The organism is Micromonospora sp. MGP-C2 (genome assembly GCF_057766525.1).
The window spans coordinates 6833374-6854645 of record NZ_JBYMEN010000002.1 but is presented as its reverse complement, the minus strand read 5'-3'; the positions used below and the strand labels follow the sequence as shown (position 1 = coordinate 6854645).

Below are 21272 nucleotides of genomic sequence, written 5' to 3'. Positions count from 1 at the left end.
GACGGAACTAAGGAGGACGTGATGACCAACAGATCCGGTGCCCCCGTGGTGGTGGCTGTGGACGGCTCGACATCGGCGCTGGAGGCGGTGCGTGTCGCCGCCCGGGAGGCCGCGACGCGGGGCCGCCCGCTGCGGGTGGTGCACGCGTTCATCTGGTCGCTCTACGGCGTGTCGTTGGAGCCGGCGCCGGGCGCTCCCGTCAACGCCGGGTTCCGGCACCAGGCGGAGCAGTTGGTCGCCGAGGCGGTGACCGAGGCCAGCAAGGTCGCACCGGAGCTCGCCGTCACCGGCGCGATCGTCGAGGGCGCGCCCACGCCGATGCTGCTGGTCGAGGCCCGGGACGCGGCGCTGCTGGTGCTCGGCAGCCGGGGCCTGGGCGGCTTCGGCGGGCTGCTGATCGGCTCGGTGGCGGTGCAGGTCTCCGCCCGCGCCGACTGCCCGGTGCTGGTCGTCAAGGGTGAGGCCCGCGCCGACGGGCCGGTCCTGGTCGGGGTCGACGGCTCGGACCTCTCCGCCCAGGCGTTGGGGTTCGCCTTCGAGGAAGCCTCGTTGCGCGGCACCGATCTGGTGGCGGTGCACGCCTGGATCATCCCGGCGGCGCCGAGCGACCTCCTGCCGATAGCGAACGACGTGGAAGCGCTCATCGCCGAGGAGGAGCGGGTGCTCGCCGAGGCGATCGCCGGTTGGTCCGAGCGCTACCCCGACGTGCCGGTGCGGCGGCGAGTGGCGTACGGCGCGCCGGCGCGGATGCTCGTGGAGGAGTCGGCCACGGCGCAGCTCACCGTGGTCGGTGCACGCGGCCGTGGCGCGCTGGCCGGCATGCTGCTCGGCTCGGTGAGCCACACGGTGCTGCACCACTCGCACAGCCCGGTGGTCGTCGTTCGGCACCGCCGCGAGGATCGCAAGAACTGACCCCTCGTTCCGTCCGCGCCGGCCACTCCCCCCACGGCCGGCGCGGACCCACGTCCGGTGTCACGTCACCCGCCTGGCCGGCGCGTTCGGTCGGCCGGTGCCGGCGCGTTCGGCGTCGTGACGGCTGCGCACCGCCGACAATGGGCTGACCGACCCAGGGAGTGCCGATGAACCGACCTGTCGTGGTGGGCGTGGACGGATCGCCGTCCAGCCTCGTCGCCGCGGAGCACGCCGCCCGCGCCGCCCTGCTCCGGTCCCGGACGCTGCGCCTGGTGCACGGCTATCTGCATCCGTTCGGCTACGGCGTGCCGCTCAACCCGTACGACCTCGGGGTGCCGGTGCCCTCCGACGAGGCGCAGAAGATGTTGGAGCGCACGGCGGCCGAGCTGACCGACCGGTGGCCCGGCCTGGCCGTCGAGGTGCGCCAGGTCGCCGGTGGCCCCGGCATCACCCTGATCGAGGAGTCCCGCCAGGCCGAGTTGGTAGTGGTGGGCAGTCGGGGGCTGGGCGGGTTCGCCGGGCTGCTGCTCGGCTCGGTCGGCACGCAGGTGGCCGCGCACGCGCACTGCCCGGTGCTGGTGGTCCGCCCGGACGAACAGCCGATCCCGGTGGACGCTCCGGTGCTCGTCGGCGTCGACGGGTCCGAGTCGTCCCGGCTCGCCGCGGGCTACGCCGCCGACGAGGCCGCCCTGCGGGACGTGCCGCTGGTGCTGGTGCACGTCGGCCCTGCGGACGAGGAGCGGACGGTGCCGGAGGAGATCGAGGAATCACAGGCCGCGCACCAGGCCGACACGGTACGGCTGCTCGCCGACGCCTCCGCCGCCGTTCGCGCCGAGCACCCCGACCTGGTGGTGCGGGAGCATCCGGTCCGCGCGGCCGGCGCGGCCCAGGGGCTCATCGAGGCCAGCGGCACGGCGTCGCTGCTGGTCGTGGGCACCCGGGGCCGGGCTGGATTCGCCGGGCTGCTGCTCGGCTCGGTCAGTCAGGCGGCGATCCAGCACGCGCACTGCCCGGTGCTGGTCGCCCACCCCTACCCGGTCAGCTGACCGGTGTGTCGTCGGATCGACCGAGCATCTGCAGGAAGTCGGTGGTGAGGGCGAACGGGTCGGCGGGGCCGCTGGCCGGCGGTCGACGCTCGATCTGGTCGGCCAACTCCCCGGCGGCACGCCGGATCCGGCCGCGCAACGCGCCGTCGGCGGTGCCGTCCGACCAGTCTTCCGGTGCGGCGAAGACGGCGGTCGGGACCACCACCGACCGGAGGTAGGCGAACATCGGGCGGACGGCGTGCTCCAGTGCCAGCGAGTGCCGGGCGGTGCCGCCGGTCGCCCCGATCAGCACCGGCCGGTCGACCAGCGAACCCGAATCCAACACGTCGAAGAATGACTTGAACAGCCCGTTGTAGGAGGCGCTGAAGATCGGAGTGACGGCGATGAGCCCGTCGGCCCCGGTGACCGCGTCGATGACCTCGCGCAGCGCCGCCGGCGGGAACCCGGTGAGCATGTTGTTCACCACGTCGTGGGCGTACTCCCGCAGGTCGACGACGTGCAGCTCCACCTCGGAGCCGCGCCGGACCAACTCGTCGCGGGTGGCCGCGGCGAGCTGGTCGGCGAGCAGCCGGGTCGACGAGGGCTGACTCAGCCCCGCCGAGACCACGGCCAGGGTGCGGCGGGTCATCGGGTCGCCCCCTCCGGCGCCTTGCCCGTCACGTCGTCGACGGCGTGCACGGTGCTGTCCTTGGCGCCACCGGCGGCGGCAACCATCGCGGCGTGGGTGGGAGCCTCCGGCACGTGCGCCGGACGCAGCGCCGCGAACTCCTTACGCAGCACCGGCACCACCTCCTCGCCGAGCAGGTCGAGCTGCTCCAGCACGGTCTTCAGGGGCAGCCCGGCGTGGTCCATCAGGAAGAGCTGCCGCTGGTAGTCGCCGACGTACTCCCGGAAGCCGAGCGTGCGGTCGATGACCTGCTGCGGGCTGCCCACGGTCAGCGGGGTCTCCCGGGTGAACTCCTCCAGCGACGGCCCGTGCCCGTAGACCGGGGCGTTGTCAAAGTACGGACGGAACTCCCGGACCGCGTCCTGCGAGTTGCGCCGCATGAACACCTGCCCACCGAGACCGACGATGGCCTGGTCGGCGGAGCCGTGGCCGTAGTGCGCGTACCGCTGGCGGTACAGCGCGATCATCCGCTGGGTGTGCTCCTTGGGCCAGAAGATGTGGTTGGCGAAGAAACCGTCGCCGTAGTACGCGGCCTGCTCGGCGATCTCCGGGCTGCGGATCGAGCCGTGCCAGACGAACGGGGGCACGCCGTCGAGCGGGCGCGGCGTCGAGGTGAACGACTGCAGGGGGGTGCGGTACTTGCCCTTCCAGTCGACCACGTCCTCGCGCCAGAGACGGTGCAGCAGGTCGTAGTTCTCGATGGCGAGCGGGATGCCGGCGCGGATGTCCTTGCCGAACCACGGATAGACCGGGCCGGTGTTGCCGCGGCCCATCATCAGGTCCACCCGGCCGCCGGAGAGATGCTGGAGCATCGCGTAGTCCTCGGCGATCTTCACCGGGTCGTTGGTGGTGATCAGCGTGGTCGCGGTGGACAGCAGCAGCCGCTCGGTGCGTGCCGCGATGTAGCCGAGCATGGTGGTCGGCGAGGAGGGCACGAACGGCGGGTTGTGGTGCTCGCCCGTGGCGAAGACGTCCAGGCCGACCTCTTCGGCCTTGAGCGCGATGGCGACCATCGCCTTGATCCGCTCATGCTCGGTCGGCTCCCGACCGGTGGTCGGGTCGACAGTGACGTCACCGACGGTGAAGACTCCGAACTGCATGACCAGCTCCCTGCGTGTAGAACCGGGTCATTCGTGGTGCCCGGACGCAGCTCTCAACTTATTTGACGACGCAACTATTCCGAAGGCGGCACGTCTCGGGGTGGCGCGGGTCACCTCCAACAGCGGACAGACGGGACCGAACTGGGCTTCGCCGCCGGGCTCAAGCCGGCCGTGACGTCGCCAGCGGCGGCCTGCTGGGTGATCAGGTCTCGCGGGCATCGAGCGACCGTGACCTCAGCCGCCCGCCACCGACGGCAACACCTGCACCTCGGCCTCGTCGCCAACCGGGGTGGCCAGACCGCCGGAGTGCCGGCAATCCTCACCGTCGACGAAGACGTTGACGTAACGGCGCAGCTCGCCGCGCTCGTCACGGATGCGCCGGGACAGCCGCGGATGATGGGCGGCCACCTCGTCGAGGACCGCCCGCAGCGTCCCGGCGGCGGTGACGCTCAGCCGACTGGCACCACCGGCCTCGCCGCGCAGCGGGCCGGGCAGCAGCACGGTGACCATCTCAGACCGCCGCGGCGCGAACGCAGAGCACGTCGGGCAGGTGCGCGGCCACCAGGGACCAGGAGTCACCCTCGTCGCGGCTGGCGTAGACCTCGCCGGAGCGGGTGCCGAAGTAGACCCCACCCGGGGTGGCCTCGTCGGCGCACATCGCGTCGCGCAGCACCGCCGGATAGAACGGCCCCTCGGGCAACCCCACCGACAGCGGCTCCCACTTGCCGCCCGCGTCTGCGGAACGGAACACCCGGCAGCGGTGGTCGGTGGGGAACCGCTCGCTGTCGGCCACCAACGGGAAAGTCCACACCATGCCGCTTCGCCCCGGGTGGGCCACCATCGGGAAGCCGAAGTCGCTGGGCAGCCCGTCGGCGATCGAGGACCAGGTGCGGCCGTCGTCGTCGGAGCGGTAGACACCGTGGTGGTTCTGCGCGTAGAGCCGCTCGGGGTTGCCGGCGTCCCGGGCGACCTTGTGCACGCACTGGCCGAACTCCGGCCACTCGTCGGGCATGAAGTAGGCACGGATGCCGGTGTTGCCCGGGGCCCAGCTCGCCCCGGCGTCCTCCGAGCGGTAGACCCCGCCGGTGGACATCGCGACCAGCAGCCGGGCCGGGTCACGCGGATGGGGCAGCACGGTGTGCACGGCCTGACCGCCGAAGCCGGCCTCCCACTGGGGGCGGTGCGGGTGGTCCCAGAGGGAGCGGACCAGCTCGAAGCTGCGGCCACCATCGGTGGACCGGAACAGCGCGGACGGCTCGGTGCCGGCCCAGACCACGTCCGGCTGGTCGGGACCGGCCGGCATCAGCTGCCAGACCCGCCCGAGGGAGACGCCGGTGTCGGCCGGGAACGCGACCGGCGCCTCGTCGGGCTCGTCCCAGGAGGCGCCGAGGTCGTCGCTGATGGCGACGCTGGGCCCGAAGTGCGAGCTGGTCACTCCGGCGAGCAGGCGCGGGGTGGAGCGACGGGTGTCGACCGCGACCGAATAGACACCGGTCATCGGGAAGTGCGGGCCGGTGATCTCCCAACTGCGCCGGTCGTGGGTGCTGGTGGCGAGAAACAGTCCCTTGGCCGTGCCGATCGCGAGCAGTGTTGCCATGACGTCCTCCGAACCGTCGGTGAGCAGGTGCGGTGATTATGGCCACACCCCCCGACACGTTCGTGGGACACACGCCCGGGGATCAGCGCCGGCTGCGGGGCACGTGTCGCCGGTACGCGCTGACCGTCGGGTCGCCGTCGAGCCAGAACCGCCACGGCAGGTCATGCGCGCCGGTCACGCCGACCCGCGGACCGGCGACCACCGTCTCCGGCGCCACCGGCCGCGTCGGCGGGCGCAACCGGACCGGACCGTCGCCCAGCAGATACCCGCCGTACGCGGAGCGGTCGATGCCGAGCGTGGCGCAGAGCCGGGCCGGCCCACGGGCGAGGTCCACGTCCCGGCGTACGGCCGGCCGACGGTCGCGAGCCGTGGCCAGGCCGTCGACCACCTCCCCGGCGCGCAGCAGCACGGCGGAAGCCTCCCCCTCGACACCGGTCACCACGTTCATGCACCAGTGCATCCCGTAGGTGAAGTAGACGTACGCGTGCCCGGCCGGGCCGAACATCACCGCGTTGCGTGGGGTGCGCCCCCGGTGGGCGTGCGAGGCCTGGTCCCCGGCCATGCCCGCGTACGCCTCGACCTCGGTGATCCGGACGGTGACGCCTCCCGCGTGCAGCTCGCAGCCCAGCAGCCCGCGTGCGGCCGGCAGCAGCGGGCCGGCGAGCAGGTCGGCCAGTGCCGCCAGGTCGGCGTCGGTGGCGTGGTCACCGGGCAACAGGTCCATGGGTCGACGGTACCCAGCCGGGCGGCGATCGCCACGCACAACCGCCCGCGGTTTCAACGTTCTGTTGACAATATTGTGTTGAGGGTGTGTGCTCGGGACATGACGACGAACGACCCGTTCACCGCGCCGCACCCCGCCCACGCCCGCGCACACCGCACCCACGAGGCACTCCAGCGGATCAGCGACCGGCACGCCGGCACCGACGCACAGCGCTCGCGCTGGGCACACCCGTACGTGCTGGACCCGTGGGAGGCGGTCGCCCTGGTCACCGCGCTGGCCGCCGGCGGGGCCGAGCGGGAGCCGACGGAGGAGCCGGTCGACGCCGCCGACCTGACCGCCGCGCTGACCCTGCTGCCGCACGTCCGCGCCGAGCTGGACGCGCTGGAGGCCGGGCTGATGACGCTGGCCCGCGACCGGGGGCTGACCTGGCAGGCCATCGCGTACGGGCTGGGGCTGGGCAGCGCACAGGCGGCCCGGCAGCGCTACGAGCGGGTCGCCGCCCGCTCGGCCGAGCAGACCCGCTGACGGCGAACCGGCACACCGCGTGCCTGCGGGCGATTCGACGGGCACACTGTGCGCACGACGAGGAGGCACCCATGGAGCGCGCGGACATGCTGGCGTACTGCCTGGCCAAGCCGGGGGCGTGGCTGGACCAGCCGTGGGAGGGCGACGAGGTGGTGAAGGTGGGCGGCCGGATCTTCGCGTTCCTCGGCAACGGTGACGGCGAGCCGACTGTCGGCATCAAGTGCGGGCCGACCCGGGAGGTCGCCGACGAATGGCTGCACCGGCACCCCGACGACGCCCGGGTGATGGCCTACATCGGTCGGTCCGGGTGGAACACGCTGCGGCTCAACGGCGGGATCGACGCCGACGAGCTGACCGAGGCGGTCGACGCGTCGTACGACATGGTGGTTGCCAAGCTCCCCAAGCGGGAGCGCCCGACGGCCTGAACCGGCCGCGGCGCCGGCGGAACCCGCCGACGCCGCGACGAGGTCAGCGCGGAACGACCCGTTCGGTGGCCCACTCCCGCCAGCCGGCCAGCCGGTCCGCCGCGTCGGCGAGCTGGTCGGCGACCGGGCCGGGACCGGTGGAACCGGGGGTGGTGCGGGCCGCGAGGGCCGAACGGACCGAGAGCACGTCGCGCACCGACGGGTCGAGGTGCTCGCTGATCGCGGCCAGGTCCTCGTCCGAGACGTCGTTCAGCTCGCACTCGCGGGCCGCGCAGAGCGCCACCAGCCGGCCGGTGATCTCGTGCGCGTCCCGGAACGGCACGTTGCGCCGGACCAGCCAGTCGGCGACCTCGGTCGCGAGGGAGAAGCCGACCGGGGCGGCGGCGACGAGGCGGTCCACCCGGACCGTCATCGTGGAGATCATTCCCGCCAGGGCCGGCAGCAGCAGCTCCAGGGTGTCGACGGCGTCGAAGGCCGGCTCCTTGTCCTCCTGCATGTCCCGGTCGTAGGTCATCGGCAGGCCCTTGAGCATGGTGAGCACTGTCACCAGGCCACCGACGAGGCGCCCGGACTTGCCGCGCGCCAGCTCCGCGATGTCCGCGTTCTTCTTCTGCGGCATGATCGACGAGCCGGTGGCGAACGAGTCGTCCAGCTCGACCCAGCCGAACTCGTGCGACGTCCAGAGCACCACCTCCTCGCCGAGCCGGGACAGGTGCACCCCGATCATGGCGGTGGTGAAGAGGAACTCGGCGACGAAGTCCCGGTCGGCGACAGCGTCCATCGAGTTGGCGAACGACGTGCGGAAGCCCAGCTCCTTGGCGACGGCCACCGGGTCCAGCGGCAGGCCGGAGCCCGCCAGCGCGCCAGCACCGAGCGGGCTGACCGCCGCCCGGTGGTCCCAGTCACGCAGACGCTCCAGGTCACGCAGCAGCGGCTGCACGTGGGCGAGCAACCAGTGCCCGAACGTGACCGGCTGGGCGTGCTGGAGGTGGGTCATGCCGGGCGCGGCGGTGTCGATGTGCCGCTCGGCCTGCTCGACCAGCGCCTCGGCCAGCTCGACGAGACGGCTGGCCACACCCCGAGCGTGGTCCCGCAGATAGAGCCGCAGGTCCGTGGCGACCTGGTCGTTGCGGGACCGGCCGGCGCGCAGCTTGCCGCCGAGGCTGCCGAGGCGCTCCAGCAGACCGCGCTCCAGCGCGGTGTGCACGTCCTCGTCCTCGATGGTGGGGCGGAACGCCCCGGAGGCGCAGGCGGCCTCCAGGTCGTCCAACGCGGCCAGCATGCGGCCCAGCTCCTCCGGGTCGAGCAGGCCGGCGCCGGCCAGGACCCGGGCGTGCGCCCGGGAACCAGCGATGTCGTACGGGGCCAGGCGCCAGTCGAACTGCACGCTCACCGACAGTCGGGCGAGCGCCTCGGCGGGGCCGCCAGCGAACCGGCCACCCCACAGGCTCGTCCGGTTGGTGGCGGCACTGTTCTCGGTCAGGCTCTTGTCGTCCACGTCGCCCATCATTGCTCTGCCTGCCTTTCGCTCGCGACTGCGGGGCTCACTCGCTGCGCTCTCTCACTCCGCGCGCTCGCACGTGTCACTGTCCGCCACCGCCCAGCCGGGCGTCCCGAGCGGCGGCCATCCGACTCGGCAGGCCCCACAACTGCACGAAGCCCTTGGCCAGGGACTGGTCGAAGGTGTCGCCGGTGTCGTAGGTGGCCATCCCGAAGTCGTAGAGGCTCGCCTCGGAGCGCCGACCCGTCACTGTGGCCCGGCCGCCGTGCAGGGTCATCCGCACCTCACCGCTCACGTGCCGCTGCGCGTCGTCGATGAACGCGTCCAGCGAGTCCTTCAGCGGCGAGAACCACAGGCCGTCGTAGACCAGCTCGCCCCAGCGCTGGTCGACGCTCCGCTTGAAACGGGCAAGGTCGCGTTCCACGGTCACCGCCTCCAGCTCCTGGTGGGCGGTGATCAGCGCGATCGCGCCGGGTGCCTCGTACACCTCGCGGCTCTTGATTCCGACCAGGCGGTCCTCGACCATGTCGAGCCGGCCGACGCCCTGGGCGCCGGCACGCCGGTTCAGCTCCAGGATCGCCTGGTACGGGGTGACCGTCTCACCGTCGATCGCCACCGGCACACCGCCGTCGAAGGTGATCACGACCTCGTCGGCGTCGCGGTCCGACGCCGGGTCGGCAGTGTACGAGTAGAGGTCCTCGACGGGCGCGTTCCAGATGTCCTCCAGGAACCCGGTCTCCACCGCCCGACCCCACAGGTTCTGGTCGATGGAGTAGGGGGACTTGGCCGACACGTCGATCGGCAGCCCCTTCTCCTCGGCGAAGGCGATCGCCTTGTCCCGGGTCCAGGCGAAGTCCCGGGCCGGCGCGATGATCTTCAGGTCGGGGGCGAGCGCGTTCAGGCCCACCTCGAACCGGACCTGGTCGTTGCCCTTGCCGGTGCAGCCGTGCGACACGATCGTGCCGCCGTGCTTGCGCGCCGCCGCCACCAGGTGCTTCACGATCAGTGGCCGGGACAGCGCCGACACCAGCGGGTAGCGGTCCATGTAGAGGGCGTTGGCCCGGATGGCCGGCAGGCAGTAGTCGGCGGCGAACTCGTCGCGCGCGTCGACCACCTCCGACTCGGCGGCGCCGCAGTCCAGGGCACGCTGCCGGATCGCGTCGAGGTCCTCGCCGCCCTGACCGACGTCGACCGCGACCGCGATCACCTCGGCACCGGTCTGCTCGGCCAGGTACGGAATGGCGACGGAGGTGTCCAACCCTCCGGAGTACGCGAGCACGACCCGCTCGGTCATGATGCGGTGTTCCCTTCGGCGTTGTCTTCCCGTCGGGCCCAGCCGGCGAGCTTCTCGCCGAGCGCGGCCCCACCGACGGCCTCGCGGGCCACGACGAGGATGGTGTCGTCGCCGGCGATGGTGCCGACGATCTCGGGCAGGCCCGCTCGGTCCAACGCGCTGGCCAGGTACTGGGCTGCGCCCGGCGGGGTACGCAGCACGGCGATGTTGCCGCTGGAGTCGACGCCGTTGAGCAGCTCGTGCAGCAGCCGCATCAGCCGCGCCGGCGCGGCCTCGGCGTCGCGCAACGGCCGTTTGCCGTCCTCGGGGATCAGGTAGACGGCCGGGCCGTCGCCGCCGCGCACCTTGACCGCGCCCAACTCCTCCAGGTCGCGCGAGAGGGTGGCCTGGGTGACGCCGACGCCGTCGGAGGCGAGCAGGTCGGCCAGCTCGGTCTGCGACCGGATCGCCTTGTCGCGGATCAGCTCCACGATCCGGGCGTGCCGGGCCGCGCGGGTCAAGGGTGCGGTCATCGGGACTCCCCAGTCGCGGTGTCCAGCAGGAAGGTGAGCAGCGCCTTCTGCACGTGCAGGCGGTTCTCCGCCTGGTCGAAGACCGCGCTCTGCGGGCCGTCGAGCACCTCGTCGGTGATCTCCTCACCGCGGTGCGCCGGCAGGCAGTGCAGCACGATCGCGTCCGGTGCGGCCTGGCCGAGCAGCTCCTTGTTGACCTGGTACGGCAGGAACGGCGTGATCCGGTCCAGCCCGTCGGACTCCTGCCCCATCGAGGTCCAGGTGTCGGTGGCGAGCACGTCGGCGTCGCGTACCGCCTGGGCCGGGTCGGTCAGCACCCGCACCGACCCACCGGTCTCGGCGGCGATCCGGGCCGCCGCGTCCACCACGCCCGGGTCGGGCGCGAACCCGGCCGGCCCGGCGACCCGGACGTGCATCCCGGCCATCGCCCCGGCCAGCAGGTACGACTGCGCCATGTTGTTCGCGCTGTCCCCCACGTAGGTCAGGGTGCGACCGGCCGTGCCGCCACACCGCTCCCGGATGGTGAGCAGGTCGGCCAGCAGCTGGCACGGGTGGAAGCCGTCGGTGAGCGCGTTGACCACCGGCACGCTGGCGCCCGCCGCGACCTCGGCGATCCGGTCGTCGCCGTGGGTGCGCAGCACGATCGCCGCGACGTAGCGGGACAGCACCCGCCCCGCGTCGGCGAGGGCCTCGCCCCGGCCGAAGTGGGTGACCTGCGTGTCCACGACCAGCGGGTGCCCACCCAGTTCGGCGATGCCGGCGTCGAACGAGATCCTGGTCCGCAGGCTCTGCTTGTCGAAGAGCACCGCCACCGAGCGGGGGCCGACCAGCGGCCGGTGGCCGAACCGGTCCGCCTTCATCCGCGCAGCCAGGTCGAGGACAGTGGACTGCTCGGCGGGCGAGAGGTCGTCGTCGCGCAGGAAGTGCCGGGTCATCGAGTCGTCCCCGTCGTGGTGGTCAGCGTGGAGGGTTCGCCCGCCGTGCCGGCGGCCGCCGGGGTCGTCGCGTCCAGTGCGGCGGGCAGCGCGGCGAGGAAGGTGTCCACCTGCGCGGCGGTGAGGATCAGCGGCGGGGCCAACCGGAGCACTGTCGGCTGCACCGGGTTGACCAGGAAGCCGGCCTCCCGCAGGGCCTCGGCCAGCACCGCCGCCACCGGCGCGGTGAGCGCCACACCGAGCAGCAGCCCCTCGCCGCGTACGCCGGCGATCAGCGGATGGCCCAGCGACTCGATGCCGCGGCGCAGCCGCTCGCCGACCCGCTTGACGTTGTCGAGCAGGCCCTCGTTGGCGATGGTCGCCACCACGGCGAGCGCCGCCGCGCAGCTGACCGGGTTGCCGCCGAAGGTGGTGCCGTGCGAACCGGGGGTGAGCAGGTCGGCGGCCGGGCCGAAGGCCAGCGTGGCACCGATGGGCAGACCGCCACCCAGACCCTTGGCCAGGGTGACCACGTCCGGCTCCACGCCCTCGGCCTGATGCCTGAACCAGTGCCCGGTGCGGCCCATGCCGGTCTGCACCTCGTCGAGGACCAGCAACGCGCCGTGCCGCGCGGTGATCCGCCGGGCCGCGGCCAGGTAACCGGCCGGCGGGACGACCACACCGTTCTCACCCTGGATCGGCTCCAGGATCAGCATCGCGGTGGCGTCGGAGACGGCCGCCTCCAGGGCGGCGACGTCGCCGTAGTCGACGTGGGTCACCTCGCCGGGCAGCGGCCGGAACGGATCGGCCTTGGCCGGCTGACCGGTCAGCGCGAGCGCGCCCATGGTGCGGCCGTGGAAGCCGCCCCCGGTGGCCACCACGTGCGTCCGGCCGGTACGCCGGGAGAGCTTGAACGCCGCCTCGTTGGCCTCCGCGCCCGAGTTGGAGAAGAAGACCCGGCCGGGCCGGCCGGCGAGCGCCAACAGCAACTCGGCCAGGGCCACCGGCGGCTCCGCGACGAAGAGGTTGGAGACGTGCCCGAGGGTCGCGACCTGCTTCGACACCGCCGCCACCACGGCCGGGTGGGCGTGACCGAGGGCGTTCACCGCGATGCCACCGACCAGGTCGAGATATTCGCGACCGGCGTCGTCGACCACCACGGCACCGGCACCGGAGACCAGCGCCAGCGGCGGCGTGCCGTAGTTGTCCATCATGGACTGCTTCCAGCGCTGCGACAACGTGCTCACGACGCGACCGTCCCGTCTTCCGGCACCACCATCGTTCCGAACCCTTCCGAGGTGAAAACCTCAAGCAACGTCGAGTGCGCCACCCGACCGTCGACGACGTGCGCGGCCGGCACTCCCCCACGCACCGCGCGCAGGCAGGCCTCCATCTTCGGCACCATCCCTGACTCCAGACTGGGCAGCAGCTTCGCCAGGTCGTCCGCGGCGATCTCGGAGACCAGGCTGGTCGTGTCCGGCCAGTCCGCGTACAGGCCGGCCACGTCGGTGAGCACGACCAGCTTGCGAGCCCGCAACGCGATCGCGAGCGCGGCGGCGGCGGTGTCCGCGTTGAGGTTGTGCAGCACCCCGTCCACGTCCGGCGCCACAGTGGAGATCACCGGGATCCGACCGGCCTCGATCAGGTCGGTCACCGCGGACACGTCGACCGACTCGACGTCACCGACCTGGCCGACGTCGACCGGCAACCCGTCCACGTACGCCGGGCGGCGCACCGCGGTGAACAACCGGGCGTCCTCGCCGGACAGGCCCACGGCGTACGGGCCGTGCGAGTTGATCAGCCCGACCAGTTCGCGGCCGACCTGCCCGACCAGCACCATCCGGACGACGTCCATCGCCTCGGCCGTGGTCACCCGCAGGCCACCCCGAAACTCGCTGGCGATGCCGAGCCGGCCCAGCATGGCGGAGATCTGCGGACCGCCGCCGTGCACCACCACCGGCTTCAGGCCCGCGTAGCGCAGGAAGACCATGTCGGCCGCGAACGCCCGCTGCAACTCGGGATCGGTCATCGCGTTGCCGCCGTACTTGACCACGACGGTGGAGCCGGAGAAACGTGCCAACCAGGGCAGCGCCTCGATCAGCGTCTCCGCCTTGGTCTGGGCGCGAGTCAGGTCGCTGCTGAGACTCACCGTGCCGGCCTTTCGTTCGCGACTGCGGGACTCCGCTGCGCTGCGTTCCTCGCGCTCACGTCGAGTAGGCCGAGTTCTCGTGCACGTACGCGTGGGAGAGGTCGTTGGTCCAGATCGTCGCGGCCGACGTGCCGGCGTGCAGGTCGATCCGGATCGTCACGTCCCGCCCGGTGAGGTCGACCTTCGAGCGGTCCTCGGCGGCGGCGCCGCCCCGGCACACCCACACCCCGTTGACCGCCACGTCCACCTCGTCCGGCTCGAACGCGGCGGCGGTGGTGCCGACGGCGGCGAGGATCCGGCCCCAGTTGGGGTCGTTGCCGAACAGCGCGGTCTTGACCAGGTTGTTGCGGGCCACCGAACGGCCCACCTCGACCGCGTCGTCCTCGTCGGCGGCGCCCACCACGTCGATGGCGATCTGCTTGGTCGCCCCCTCGGCGTCGGCCACCAACTGCTGGGCGAGGTCGTGACAGGCCGCGGTGACGGCGGCGGCCAGCTCGGCCGGAGTCGGCTCGATGCCGCTCGCACCGCTGGCCAGCAGCAACACGGTGTCGTTGGTGGACATGCAGCCGTCGGAGTCGACCCGGTCGAAGGTGACCCGGGTCGCCGCGCGCAGTGCCTCGTCCAGCGCCGCCGGCCCGGCCACCGCATCGGTGGTCAGCACGCACAGCATGGTGGCCATTCCCGGCGCGAGCATCCCGGCGCCCTTGGCCATGCCGCCGACCGTCCACCCGCTGCCCCGGGCCACTGTGGTCTTCGACCGGGTGTCCGTGGTCATGATCGCCTCGGCGGCGGCCACGCCGCCGTCGCGGGACAACCGCCGGATCGCCGAGCGGACACCGGGCAGCAGCTTCGGCATCGGCAGCCGCTCACCGATCAACCCGGTGGAGCAGACCGCCACCTCACCGGCGCCGAGGATCAACCGTGGGCTGACCGAGGTCAGCGCGGCGGCGGTGTGCTCGGCCGTGGCGTGGGTGTCCTGGAAGCCAGCCGGGCCGGTGCAGGCGTTGGCGCCACCGGAGTTGAGCACCACCGCGCGGACCACACCGCCCTGCACGACCTGCTGGCTCCAGAGCACCGGCGCGGCCTTGACCCGGTTGGTGGTGAAGACACCGGCGACACCGGCGTCCGGGCCGTCGTTGACCACGAGCGCGACGTCCGCACCACCACTGGTCTTGAGGCCCGCGGCCACTCCGGCCGCGCGGAACCCCCGAGGGGTGGTGACACTCATGGGCTGACTCCCCAGATCGACAGGCCCGTCGTCTCCGGCAGGCCGAGCATGAGGTTGGCGTTCTGCACTGCCTGACCGGCCGCGCCCTTGCCCAGGTTGTCCAGCGCGCTCAGCACGATCAACCGGCCCGAGTCGACGTCGACGGTGGCCTGCAGGTGACACGAGTTGGAGCCCAGCGTGGCGGCCGTGTGCGGCCAGCGGCCCTCCGGCAGCACGTGCACGAACGGCGCGTCGGCGTACGCCTGCGCCAGCACCTGCTGCGGGTCGACACCGCGCGCCGGCACCGCGGTGACCGTGGCCAGGATGCCGCGCGGCATCGGCGCCAGGACGGGCGTGAACGACAGGCCGGTCGCGCCGGATGCCTGCTTGATCTCCGGCACGTGCTGGTGGGTGCCGACCCGGTACGGCGACAGGTCGCCCAGCACCTCGCTGGCCAGCAGGTGCGGCTTCGCCGCCCGACCCGCGCCGGAGGTGCCGGAGGCGGCCACGACCACCACGTCGGCGGGGCTGGCCGCGCCGTCGGCGATCAGCGGCGCGAGCGCCAGGGTGATCGCCGCGGCGTAGCAGCCGGTGTTCGCCACCCGGGTGGAGCCGGCGATCAGCTCCCGCTGACCGGGCAGCTCGGGCAGGCCGTAGGTCCACTGCCCGGCGTGCGTGCCGCCGTAGTACTGCGCCCAGGCGTACGGGTCGGCAAGCCGGTGGTCCGCGCCCAGGTCGACGATGCGCACCTCGGCCGGCAACTGGGACGCGAGGGCAGCCGACTCGCCGTGCGGCAGGGCCAGGAAGACCAGGTCCGCGTCGGCGAGCGTCGCCGGGTCGGTCTGGCCGAGCACCAGGTCTAGCCCGGTGAGCTGCGGGTGCACCACGTCGACGCGGTGCCCGGCCTGGCTGTGCGCGGTGGCGGCGACCAGGTCGAACTCCGGGTGCCCGGCGACCAGGCGCAGCAACTCACCCCCGGCGTAGCCGCTCGCACCGGCGACCGCGACTCGGATCCCCATACTCACCTCCGCATGACTATGCAGAGAAGATTAACAAGGGCGACTCGCGAGTGCAAGTTCATGCAGTGAAGTGCATGCTAATGAGCAGATGGATTGCACGGAGATGTCTCCCCAAACCCGGCCAGCGGGGATGCCTTTCATGCTTCTGGCTCACCCGGCTGCGGAGAGCCGATATCGGTCATCCGGTAGGAGCGGGTGTGTCGGGCGGGCCAGCCAAGAAATCGATCGAACATGTCACTGGCGCGCCCGGTGGTGGTGGGGTTGAGCTTGTGCAGGTCGTCGATGGCGTCATGGAGCAGACTGGCCAGGTAGAGGAACAGGCTGACCGGGTTGCCGTCGTACTCGGTGACGAGGGCGAGCTTCGCCCGCCCACAGGGCCAGGGTTGGCCGCAGGCACGGCAGAGCCAGATCGGGCGCAGCGGGGTGTGTTCTCTGGGTCCGGAGTCGAGGCGTTGGGCTTGGGTAAGGCGCGTGGGCTCTTTGTGGGTCCGGGCGGCAGAAGACGCTCCGGTGGAATCGAGCCGGTCTCGCTCCTGGGCGCTCACTTCTTTCCCCCACTCAGTAGGTCGGCCTTGGAGTGGCAGCGGAACGGGCGGGAGCCCACGTAGCCGCCACACCTTGCACAGCGGCTTCTGCTCTCACCCGTTCCGGCCCTGCGTCTACACAAGCCCCGGCGGTCGCTGGTGCCCAGCGCGGCAACGGCGCAGAACTGATGCATCCCCATTGCGCCACGCAGTGTGAGCTGGATGAATGGACCATGACGGATGGCGGCGAAGGGAGTCGGTAGGTGGCGGACAGGCGTCGGCACCGGCTTGCCCAACGCCGCAAGACGATCGGCCTGAGCCAGGAACGCCTCGCCGAGGCCCTCGGCGTCGATCGCTCCACCATCGTGCGGTGGGAACGGGCGGACACTGACCCGCAGCCCTGGCACCGACCGCGTCTTGCCGCGGCCCTCAAGCTGCCGATCGAAGAACTGGCCGACCTCTTAGCCGACGTCGGCCAGGCACCGTCACAGCCCGACGAGCGTCTCGGCTACGTGCTGCGCAACCCCGGCCGCGTCGACCTGATCGCGGTGGCGCACCTGCGGGAGCGCGTGCAGCGCCTCGACAAGCGCTACGACCACACGCCCTCGACGCTCCTGCTCGCCGAAGCCGGGCAACTACACGGTCAGGCAGTCTTCCTTCGCCAGCACGCCGGCAACGGGCCGGTTCAGCGCGAACTGGTGGCAGCAGTCGCCGAGTCCGCGACGTTGATGGGTCAGCTCGTCTGGGACGCCTCGCAGCGGCGCGACCATGTCACCAGCGCCACCTATTTCGACCAAGCGATCAGCGCAGCCCAGGAAACGCGAGACCCGGTCACCGAGGCCAACGCGTTGCTCCGCAAGAGCTACCTCGCCCTCTACGGCATGAAGCAACCCAACGTTGGCCTTGTCCTGACCACCCGCGCCGCCGCCGTCAGCCACACCGACAGTCACGTCATTGCCGGCCTCGCCCAACTGCACCGGGCTGAGGCACACGCGATGCTCGGTCAGGCCGGGGACTGCTCCGACGCTCTCGGTACCGCTGAAGCTCACTTCGCCGCCGTCAACGCCCGAGACCCAGCCACCGACATCTTCTGCCCCAGTCATTACGCGAGACTGGCGGGCTCCTGCTGGCTCTCCCTGAACAAGCCGAACAAAGCCGTCTCAGCGCTCGAGAACGCCCGGCAACTGATCGCCGCACGCCGCAAATCCACCGCCGTCATACTCGGCAATCTCACCCTTGCCAGCATCCTTGAACGCGACGTCGACGCCGCAACGTCCTACCTGCTGCAGGCCATCGACGTCATCGAGCGAACCCGTGCCGGGGGTGGACTGAACCTCGCCTTTGCCGCCGCCCGACAGTTACGCCCCTGGCGCGACGAGCCCTCGGTCCAGGACGTGAACGACCGACTCCTCACCCTCATGAGCCCGTAGGAGCACCATCGTGACCGACATCGACCGCGCCAAACACGCCGTTCGGCAAGAGGTATGGGATCTCCTCGAACGTGACGGCGCTGCCCCACTCGGCGTGCACGGTCACATCCCTGACTTCGTCGGCAAGGAAGAGGCCGCAGCGCGCCTCGCGGAACTGGACGTATGGAAGAAGGCCCGAGTGATCAAGTGCAACCCGGACCGGGCCCAACTTCCCGTCCGGGTACGAGCCCTGCAGGAAGGCAAGCTGCTCTACATGGCGGTCCCGAGACTCGCTACACCCAAGCCCTTCTATCTGCTCGACCCCGCCAGCCTCACCGCACGGATCGAGACCGCAGTGACGAGCAGCGGTGCGCCGCAGGTCGCTCCCACCGTCGGACCCGACGAGATGCATCCGGTGGACCTCATTGTCTGTGGCAGCGTCGCTGTCAGCCGCCGCAGCGGCGTGCGGGTCGGCAAGGGCGCCGGCTACTCCGACCTGGAGATCGCCCTCCTCACCGAGGCCGGACTCGTCACCACCGAGACCGCCATCGCCACCACGATCCACCAGACCCAACTCCTCGACGATGAACTGCCCGACGCCGACCACGATTTCAGCGTCGACTTCGCGGTCACGCCGAACGAGGTGGTGGTTTGCAGACCCGACCGGGGACGGCCGTCCGGCATCATCGGACCAAACCTCCGTCAAGATCAGCTCGACAGCATCCCCATACTGCGCGCCTAACGACGGCAGGACACCGGCTCGTGTAGCTGAAGCTCCTCGGTCATGGCACCAACTGTCGATGCCATGCAATCGAGAACGCCCCTCGGTGCGGCGTCACTTCGGCCACGCCCGCGATCTCGCACCGACGTTCATCTGTCGCCGAGGGCCGACTCTTTGCCATGTGGTGGCTCATCAGCCTGCGCGGCCTGCGCCGCGGCGAACGCCTCAAGCCGCTGCCGCACAACCGAAAGCTCGTCAGGGGTCACCGCACCATCGAACTACCCAGACCGCCCCGATGACCCCACGACACACCGACCTAACAAAGCACTACTAGAAAGTCGATGAATCATGCTTCGGTCCATTGGGTACGAAGCTTGCGAGCGAAGTAGCCGGCAGCAATCCAGGCACCGATAGCGGGGAGCGGGCGCAGCGGCGTAGCCCCGACGGCCATGGCGATCGACACGGCCAGGGCCACGCCACCCATTACCACGGTGAGGACCGCGAAGACGCCGAGGGTCACCTTCTGCTTGACATCCAGCTGTCGTGTCCGAATGAGCGGCGCCTGGGCCCCCTTCGTCCCCGGCCGTCGCGGCTGAGGAATCTGACCCGGTTCCCGAGCGGGCATGGCGATACGCCGCTGAGCGGGGACCCGTGCATCGATGGCTGCGGTATCCACACCGCGATAGATCGTCGGCTCGATGCGTACCGAGACAGCGTCGTTGCCGACCAGCAGGCGCCCACCATCGGGGAAGGCGAGGAGCGCGGCGCAGTTGTCGAACCGTACCGTCGTCGCTTGCCGGTCCGGATTCACCCGGCTGACGTGCTCCAGCCCCACTGTGAGTCGTTCCGCGGGATCGACGCCAGAGGCGTGGTGCTTGTCGCTAGCGGCCGGTGCCGGCGCGGCGGTCGACCCGGTAGGCGCAGCCGTGAAACCGGCCCACTCCGCCGTGGTGCCGAGGGGCGTCATGAGCAACGCCGACTCCAGCGCCTCGGCAGCGGCATCCCTGACCGACGCGGCGTCGACCGCTTTCAGCTCGCGGACGAGTTGGTCGCGGTCCAGGACCGGCTGGTCGGTCAACAGTTGGAATGCGACGCTGGGAAGTCGGGCAGCGTCGGCGTCGTCACCCTCGAGAGCGGCGGCCGCCCGACTCACCACCGATGTGACGTCGTCCTCGTCGATCCGACCCACCCGCAGCGCGGCCAGGACGTCCAGGAAGCCGCCGAGCACCGCGTCCTGCTTGCCAGGCAGGGCGTCCGCCAGGGCGCTGAGCACGGCGAATCCGTCGCCACGTGAGTCGTAGTTGGTGGCAGCCGTGTACGACAGGCCGGCTTCCTGACGCAGTGCGCGGAAGAGCCGGCGCTCCAGCACCCCGGCGAGCACTCTCCCCGCCGGGCGATCGCGGACCACCGCGTCGAGCGCGGTCGCGTGTGAGCTGCCCGCGAAGAACGCCGGCGTGCTGGGCAGCGCCGACGACGGCGAGGGTACGAGGTGGCGGACACCGTCCGGCAGGTCGAGTTTCAGCCCCGCGGGAAGCTCCGCGCCGGCGAACCACAGGACGGCGTTATCCCTGGTGAAGTACCGCGCGGCCCACTCGCGCAGGTCGCCAGCGGTGACGTTGTGCAGGCCCCACTGGGGAAAGCTGACCAGGCCGTGATCACGGGCTCCGTAGCGCCACAGCGGCATGTCATCGAGAGGACCGGTGACACGACCGCCCTCCTCGGTCGAAACGATGGACTTCTCGATCTCGATCCGCGCGTCGTCGAGGTTCTGCACGAACCGGCAGACGCTGGCGAGGAAGTCGGTGACAGCATCGACCGGTCCCTGGAGGTGAAAGTGAGTGACGACGTTCCCCGTCGACCCGTTGTAGTGGTAATCCGCCTGGCCGAGCGGGTGTAGCACCAGATGTTCGAGCAGGTGGGTGATGCCTCGTATGGCGAGCGTCTCGTCAGCTTGGCCGACCCGGAACAGCAGACCGGCCCGGGCGGGGCCGCTCGTGTGGGCGACGACGGCGGGGACGCCGTCCACCTCGGTCCGCTCGATCACCACAACCGCCACTTCCGCATTGCCCTGGCGCGGTGCTCCTGGAAGACGGGGATTGGGTCGCCGAAATACCTCCAGGGCAAATCGCTGACCAGGTTCCCGGTCGCCTCGAACAAGGGCCGAGCGGTCTTGCGATCACCGATTAGACCGAACAGCAGGGCGAACGAGTGGTAGACGTGGACCCAGCCTGCGGTGCGCTGGAAGGCCGGGTGGAGGACGGTGCGCCCCAACGCCTCCTGGAGTTCGGCCACCACCTCCCGGCGTCTGAGGTACGCCTGCCCACGGCCGGGCAGTGACAACGCGTGCTCGAGGTGCGCCTCGGCGATGAGGACGGCGTTGTGGCCACCCTCGGGCGCCGCCTCGGCGCACTGGCGGGCGAATTCGTGCATGGCCTCGATCGACCCACCCCATTTCGGGCAGAGTTGCTGGAGCAGCTGGCTCTGCGCCGACAGGTGGTGCGGGTCGAGTGCGGCGACCTGCTCGTACCGCCTTCGGGTCTCCGCCTCCCCCATCTGAAGACCTCGGGCGATCACGAGGCGCACTGTCCACACCGCGGGGTCGCTGCCGTCGTGCGCCACGGAGTCCGCCGTCACCCGTTCCGCCTCGGCGAGCATCTCGTGGAACCGCTTGAACTGCTCAGGACTGACGTCCCGTGCCATCTTGCGGGTTCGTACCACCCACGCCTTCTCAGTGAGCCGGTCAGCGAGCATCGCCGCTGCGGCGGTGTCCGCCGGGTCTGCCTTGACGACGGACTCCAGGAAGCCGGTCGGGGCCTTTTGTGACACAGCGCGGATCGCCCGGGTTCGGGCGTCACCCACACAGGCGCCGAGCTGGTCGCGTACGGCGGGCCAGTCACCTGAGCGCACCGCCTTAAGCAGCGGCGCCAGTTCCGGGTTGGCAACGGTTGGATCCGTCGTGAGGAAGGCTGGCGAGACGATCATGGCCGGCATCCTACGAGATCAACATCTTCGTCGTGTACCCAGAA

22 protein-coding genes are annotated in these 21272 nt (G+C 71.3%); 6 read left to right on the top strand and 16 right to left on the bottom strand.

What is annotated here, in order from left to right; genetic code table 11:
* Positions 1 to 21 precede the first annotated feature (21 nt).
* Both AC3CF1_RS31510 and AC3CF1_RS31505 read left to right on the top strand, forming a co-directional pair.
* The gene (locus AC3CF1_RS31510) at positions 22 to 912 is read left to right on the top strand and encodes a universal stress protein (protein ID WP_488451889.1); all 891 of its coding nucleotides are present in this window, start codon (positions 22 to 24) and stop codon (positions 910 to 912) included.
* Between the two features lie 161 nt (positions 913 to 1073).
* Positions 1074 to 1958: a universal stress protein gene (locus AC3CF1_RS31505; RefSeq protein WP_488451888.1), complete on the top strand. Its 885-nt coding sequence runs from the start codon at positions 1074 to 1076 to the stop codon at positions 1956 to 1958.
* Here AC3CF1_RS31505 and AC3CF1_RS31500 read toward each other — a convergent pair.
* The 5 genes from AC3CF1_RS31500 to AC3CF1_RS31480 form a co-directional block, all read right to left on the bottom strand.
* Positions 1951 to 2586, bottom strand: a complete 636-nt coding sequence (locus AC3CF1_RS31500) for an FMN reductase (RefSeq protein ID WP_088947507.1) — start codon at positions 2584 to 2586, stop codon at positions 1951 to 1953. The genes AC3CF1_RS31505 and AC3CF1_RS31500 overlap by 8 nt on opposite strands.
* A complete protein-coding gene (locus AC3CF1_RS31495) occupies positions 2583 to 3725 on the bottom strand; it encodes an LLM class flavin-dependent oxidoreductase (RefSeq protein ID WP_088947506.1) in 1143 nt (380 codons plus the stop codon). The genes AC3CF1_RS31500 and AC3CF1_RS31495 overlap by 4 nt, the downstream gene beginning before the upstream one ends.
* Before the next feature lie 234 nt (positions 3726 to 3959).
* A complete protein-coding gene (locus AC3CF1_RS31490) occupies positions 3960 to 4235 on the bottom strand; it encodes a ubiquitin-like small modifier protein 1 (protein ID WP_088947505.1) in 276 nt (91 codons plus the stop codon).
* A gap of 1 nt (position 4236) precedes the next feature.
* Complete coding sequence (locus AC3CF1_RS31485; protein ID WP_488451887.1) at positions 4237 to 5322, bottom strand: WD40/YVTN/BNR-like repeat-containing protein; 1086 nt, start codon at positions 5320 to 5322, stop codon at positions 4237 to 4239.
* 82 nt (positions 5323 to 5404) lie between these two features.
* Positions 5405 to 6046, bottom strand: a complete 642-nt coding sequence (locus AC3CF1_RS31480) for a DNA-3-methyladenine glycosylase (RefSeq protein ID WP_355160697.1) — start codon at positions 6044 to 6046, stop codon at positions 5405 to 5407.
* Positions 6047 to 6145: 99 nt separating this feature from the next.
* Between AC3CF1_RS31480 and AC3CF1_RS31475 the strand changes: the two genes are divergently transcribed.
* Positions 6146 to 6571, top strand: a complete 426-nt coding sequence (locus tag AC3CF1_RS31475; protein WP_141908870.1) for a DNA-binding protein — start codon at positions 6146 to 6148, stop codon at positions 6569 to 6571.
* A 71-nt stretch (positions 6572 to 6642) separates the two neighbouring features.
* The gene (locus AC3CF1_RS31470; protein ID WP_088947502.1) at positions 6643 to 6996 is read left to right on the top strand and encodes an MmcQ/YjbR family DNA-binding protein; all 354 of its coding nucleotides are present in this window, start codon (positions 6643 to 6645) and stop codon (positions 6994 to 6996) included.
* A 43-nt stretch (positions 6997 to 7039) separates the two neighbouring features.
* On the opposite strand, the gene argH is transcribed toward AC3CF1_RS31470, so the two are convergent.
* The 9 genes from argH to AC3CF1_RS31425 form a co-directional block, all read right to left on the bottom strand.
* Entirely contained in the window at positions 7040 to 8503 is a 1464-nt protein-coding gene (gene argH, locus AC3CF1_RS31465; RefSeq protein ID WP_088951635.1) for an argininosuccinate lyase, read from the bottom strand.
* 76 nt (positions 8504 to 8579) lie between these two features.
* A complete protein-coding gene (locus tag AC3CF1_RS31460; RefSeq protein ID WP_088947501.1) occupies positions 8580 to 9791 on the bottom strand; it encodes an argininosuccinate synthase in 1212 nt (403 codons plus the stop codon).
* Positions 9788 to 10303 (bottom strand): arginine repressor, encoded by a 516-nt coding sequence (locus tag AC3CF1_RS31455; protein ID WP_088947500.1) that lies wholly within the window; start codon positions 10301 to 10303, stop codon positions 9788 to 9790. The genes AC3CF1_RS31460 and AC3CF1_RS31455 overlap by 4 nt, the downstream gene beginning before the upstream one ends.
* A complete protein-coding gene (gene argF / locus AC3CF1_RS31450; RefSeq protein ID WP_088947499.1) occupies positions 10300 to 11238 on the bottom strand; it encodes an ornithine carbamoyltransferase in 939 nt (312 codons plus the stop codon). The genes AC3CF1_RS31455 and argF overlap by 4 nt, the downstream gene beginning before the upstream one ends.
* Entirely contained in the window at positions 11235 to 12464 is a 1230-nt protein-coding gene (locus tag AC3CF1_RS31445) for an acetylornithine transaminase (RefSeq protein ID WP_354983693.1), read from the bottom strand. The genes argF and AC3CF1_RS31445 overlap by 4 nt, the downstream gene beginning before the upstream one ends.
* A complete protein-coding gene (gene argB / locus AC3CF1_RS31440; RefSeq protein ID WP_488451886.1) occupies positions 12461 to 13366 on the bottom strand; it encodes an acetylglutamate kinase in 906 nt (301 codons plus the stop codon). Before argB ends, AC3CF1_RS31445 begins: the two co-directional genes overlap by 4 nt.
* Before the next feature lie 55 nt (positions 13367 to 13421).
* The gene (gene argJ / locus AC3CF1_RS31435) at positions 13422 to 14594 is read right to left on the bottom strand and encodes a bifunctional glutamate N-acetyltransferase/amino-acid acetyltransferase ArgJ (RefSeq protein WP_328375913.1); all 1173 of its coding nucleotides are present in this window, start codon (positions 14592 to 14594) and stop codon (positions 13422 to 13424) included.
* Positions 14591 to 15592 carry an N-acetyl-gamma-glutamyl-phosphate reductase gene (gene argC, locus AC3CF1_RS31430; RefSeq protein ID WP_088947495.1) on the bottom strand — a complete coding sequence of 334 codons (1002 nt, stop codon included), beginning with the start codon at positions 15590 to 15592 and terminating at the stop codon, positions 14591 to 14593. The genes argJ and argC overlap by 4 nt, the downstream gene beginning before the upstream one ends.
* A gap of 137 nt (positions 15593 to 15729) precedes the next feature.
* The gene (locus tag AC3CF1_RS31425; RefSeq protein ID WP_488452151.1) at positions 15730 to 16011 is read right to left on the bottom strand and encodes a hypothetical protein; all 282 of its coding nucleotides are present in this window, start codon (positions 16009 to 16011) and stop codon (positions 15730 to 15732) included.
* 368 nt (positions 16012 to 16379) lie between these two features.
* Here AC3CF1_RS31425 and AC3CF1_RS31420 point away from each other — a divergent pair, with 368 nt between their 5' ends.
* On the top strand, positions 16380 to 17546 hold the full coding sequence (locus AC3CF1_RS31420; RefSeq protein ID WP_358004126.1) for a helix-turn-helix transcriptional regulator: 1167 nt from the start codon (positions 16380 to 16382) through the stop codon (positions 17544 to 17546).
* Between the two features lie 10 nt (positions 17547 to 17556).
* Positions 17557 to 18267, top strand: a complete 711-nt coding sequence (locus AC3CF1_RS31415; protein ID WP_488451885.1) for a 5-formyltetrahydrofolate cyclo-ligase — start codon at positions 17557 to 17559, stop codon at positions 18265 to 18267.
* Positions 18268 to 18592: 325 nt separating this feature from the next.
* Here AC3CF1_RS31415 and AC3CF1_RS31410 read toward each other — a convergent pair whose 3' ends face one another.
* Together AC3CF1_RS31410 and AC3CF1_RS31405 are read right to left on the bottom strand one after the other, a co-directional pair.
* Positions 18593 to 20302: a M16 family metallopeptidase gene (locus AC3CF1_RS31410; protein ID WP_488451884.1), complete on the bottom strand. Its 1710-nt coding sequence runs from the start codon at positions 20300 to 20302 to the stop codon at positions 18593 to 18595.
* Positions 20287 to 21228, bottom strand: a complete 942-nt coding sequence (locus tag AC3CF1_RS31405) for a hypothetical protein (protein WP_358004134.1) — start codon at positions 21226 to 21228, stop codon at positions 20287 to 20289. Before AC3CF1_RS31405 ends, AC3CF1_RS31410 begins: the two co-directional genes overlap by 16 nt.
* Positions 21229 to 21272 lie beyond the last annotated feature (44 nt).

Coding starts and splice junctions, on each gene's coding strand:
- AC3CF1_RS31510 (WP_488451889.1), top strand. CDS start 22: ATGACCAACAGATCCGGTGCCCCCGTGGTGGTGGCTGTGGACGGCTCG.
- AC3CF1_RS31495 (WP_088947506.1), bottom strand. CDS start 3,725: ATGCAGTTCGGAGTCTTCACCGTCGGTGACGTCACTGTCGACCCGACC.
- AC3CF1_RS31490 (WP_088947505.1), bottom strand. CDS start 4,235: ATGGTCACCGTGCTGCTGCCCGGCCCGCTGCGCGGCGAGGCCGGTGGT.
- argJ (WP_328375913.1), bottom strand. CDS start 14,594: ATGAGTGTCACCACCCCTCGGGGGTTCCGCGCGGCCGGAGTGGCCGCG.
- AC3CF1_RS31500 (WP_088947507.1), bottom strand. CDS start 2,586: ATGACCCGCCGCACCCTGGCCGTGGTCTCGGCGGGGCTGAGTCAGCCC.
- AC3CF1_RS31405 (WP_358004134.1), bottom strand. CDS start 21,228: ATGATCGTCTCGCCAGCCTTCCTCACGACGGATCCAACCGTTGCCAAC.
- AC3CF1_RS31475 (WP_141908870.1), top strand. CDS start 6,146: ATGACGACGAACGACCCGTTCACCGCGCCGCACCCCGCCCACGCCCGC.
- argC (WP_088947495.1), bottom strand. CDS start 15,592: ATGGGGATCCGAGTCGCGGTCGCCGGTGCGAGCGGCTACGCCGGGGGT.
- AC3CF1_RS31455 (WP_088947500.1), bottom strand. CDS start 10,303: ATGACCGCACCCTTGACCCGCGCGGCCCGGCACGCCCGGATCGTGGAG.
- AC3CF1_RS31460 (WP_088947501.1), bottom strand. CDS start 9,791: ATGACCGAGCGGGTCGTGCTCGCGTACTCCGGAGGGTTGGACACCTCC.
- AC3CF1_RS31485 (WP_488451887.1), bottom strand. CDS start 5,322: ATGGCAACACTGCTCGCGATCGGCACGGCCAAGGGACTGTTTCTCGCC.
- argF (WP_088947499.1), bottom strand. CDS start 11,238: ATGACCCGGCACTTCCTGCGCGACGACGACCTCTCGCCCGCCGAGCAG.
- argH (WP_088951635.1), bottom strand. CDS start 8,503: ATGGGCGACGTGGACGACAAGAGCCTGACCGAGAACAGTGCCGCCACC.
- AC3CF1_RS31470 (WP_088947502.1), top strand. CDS start 6,643: ATGGAGCGCGCGGACATGCTGGCGTACTGCCTGGCCAAGCCGGGGGCG.
- AC3CF1_RS31480 (WP_355160697.1), bottom strand. CDS start 6,046: ATGGACCTGTTGCCCGGTGACCACGCCACCGACGCCGACCTGGCGGCA.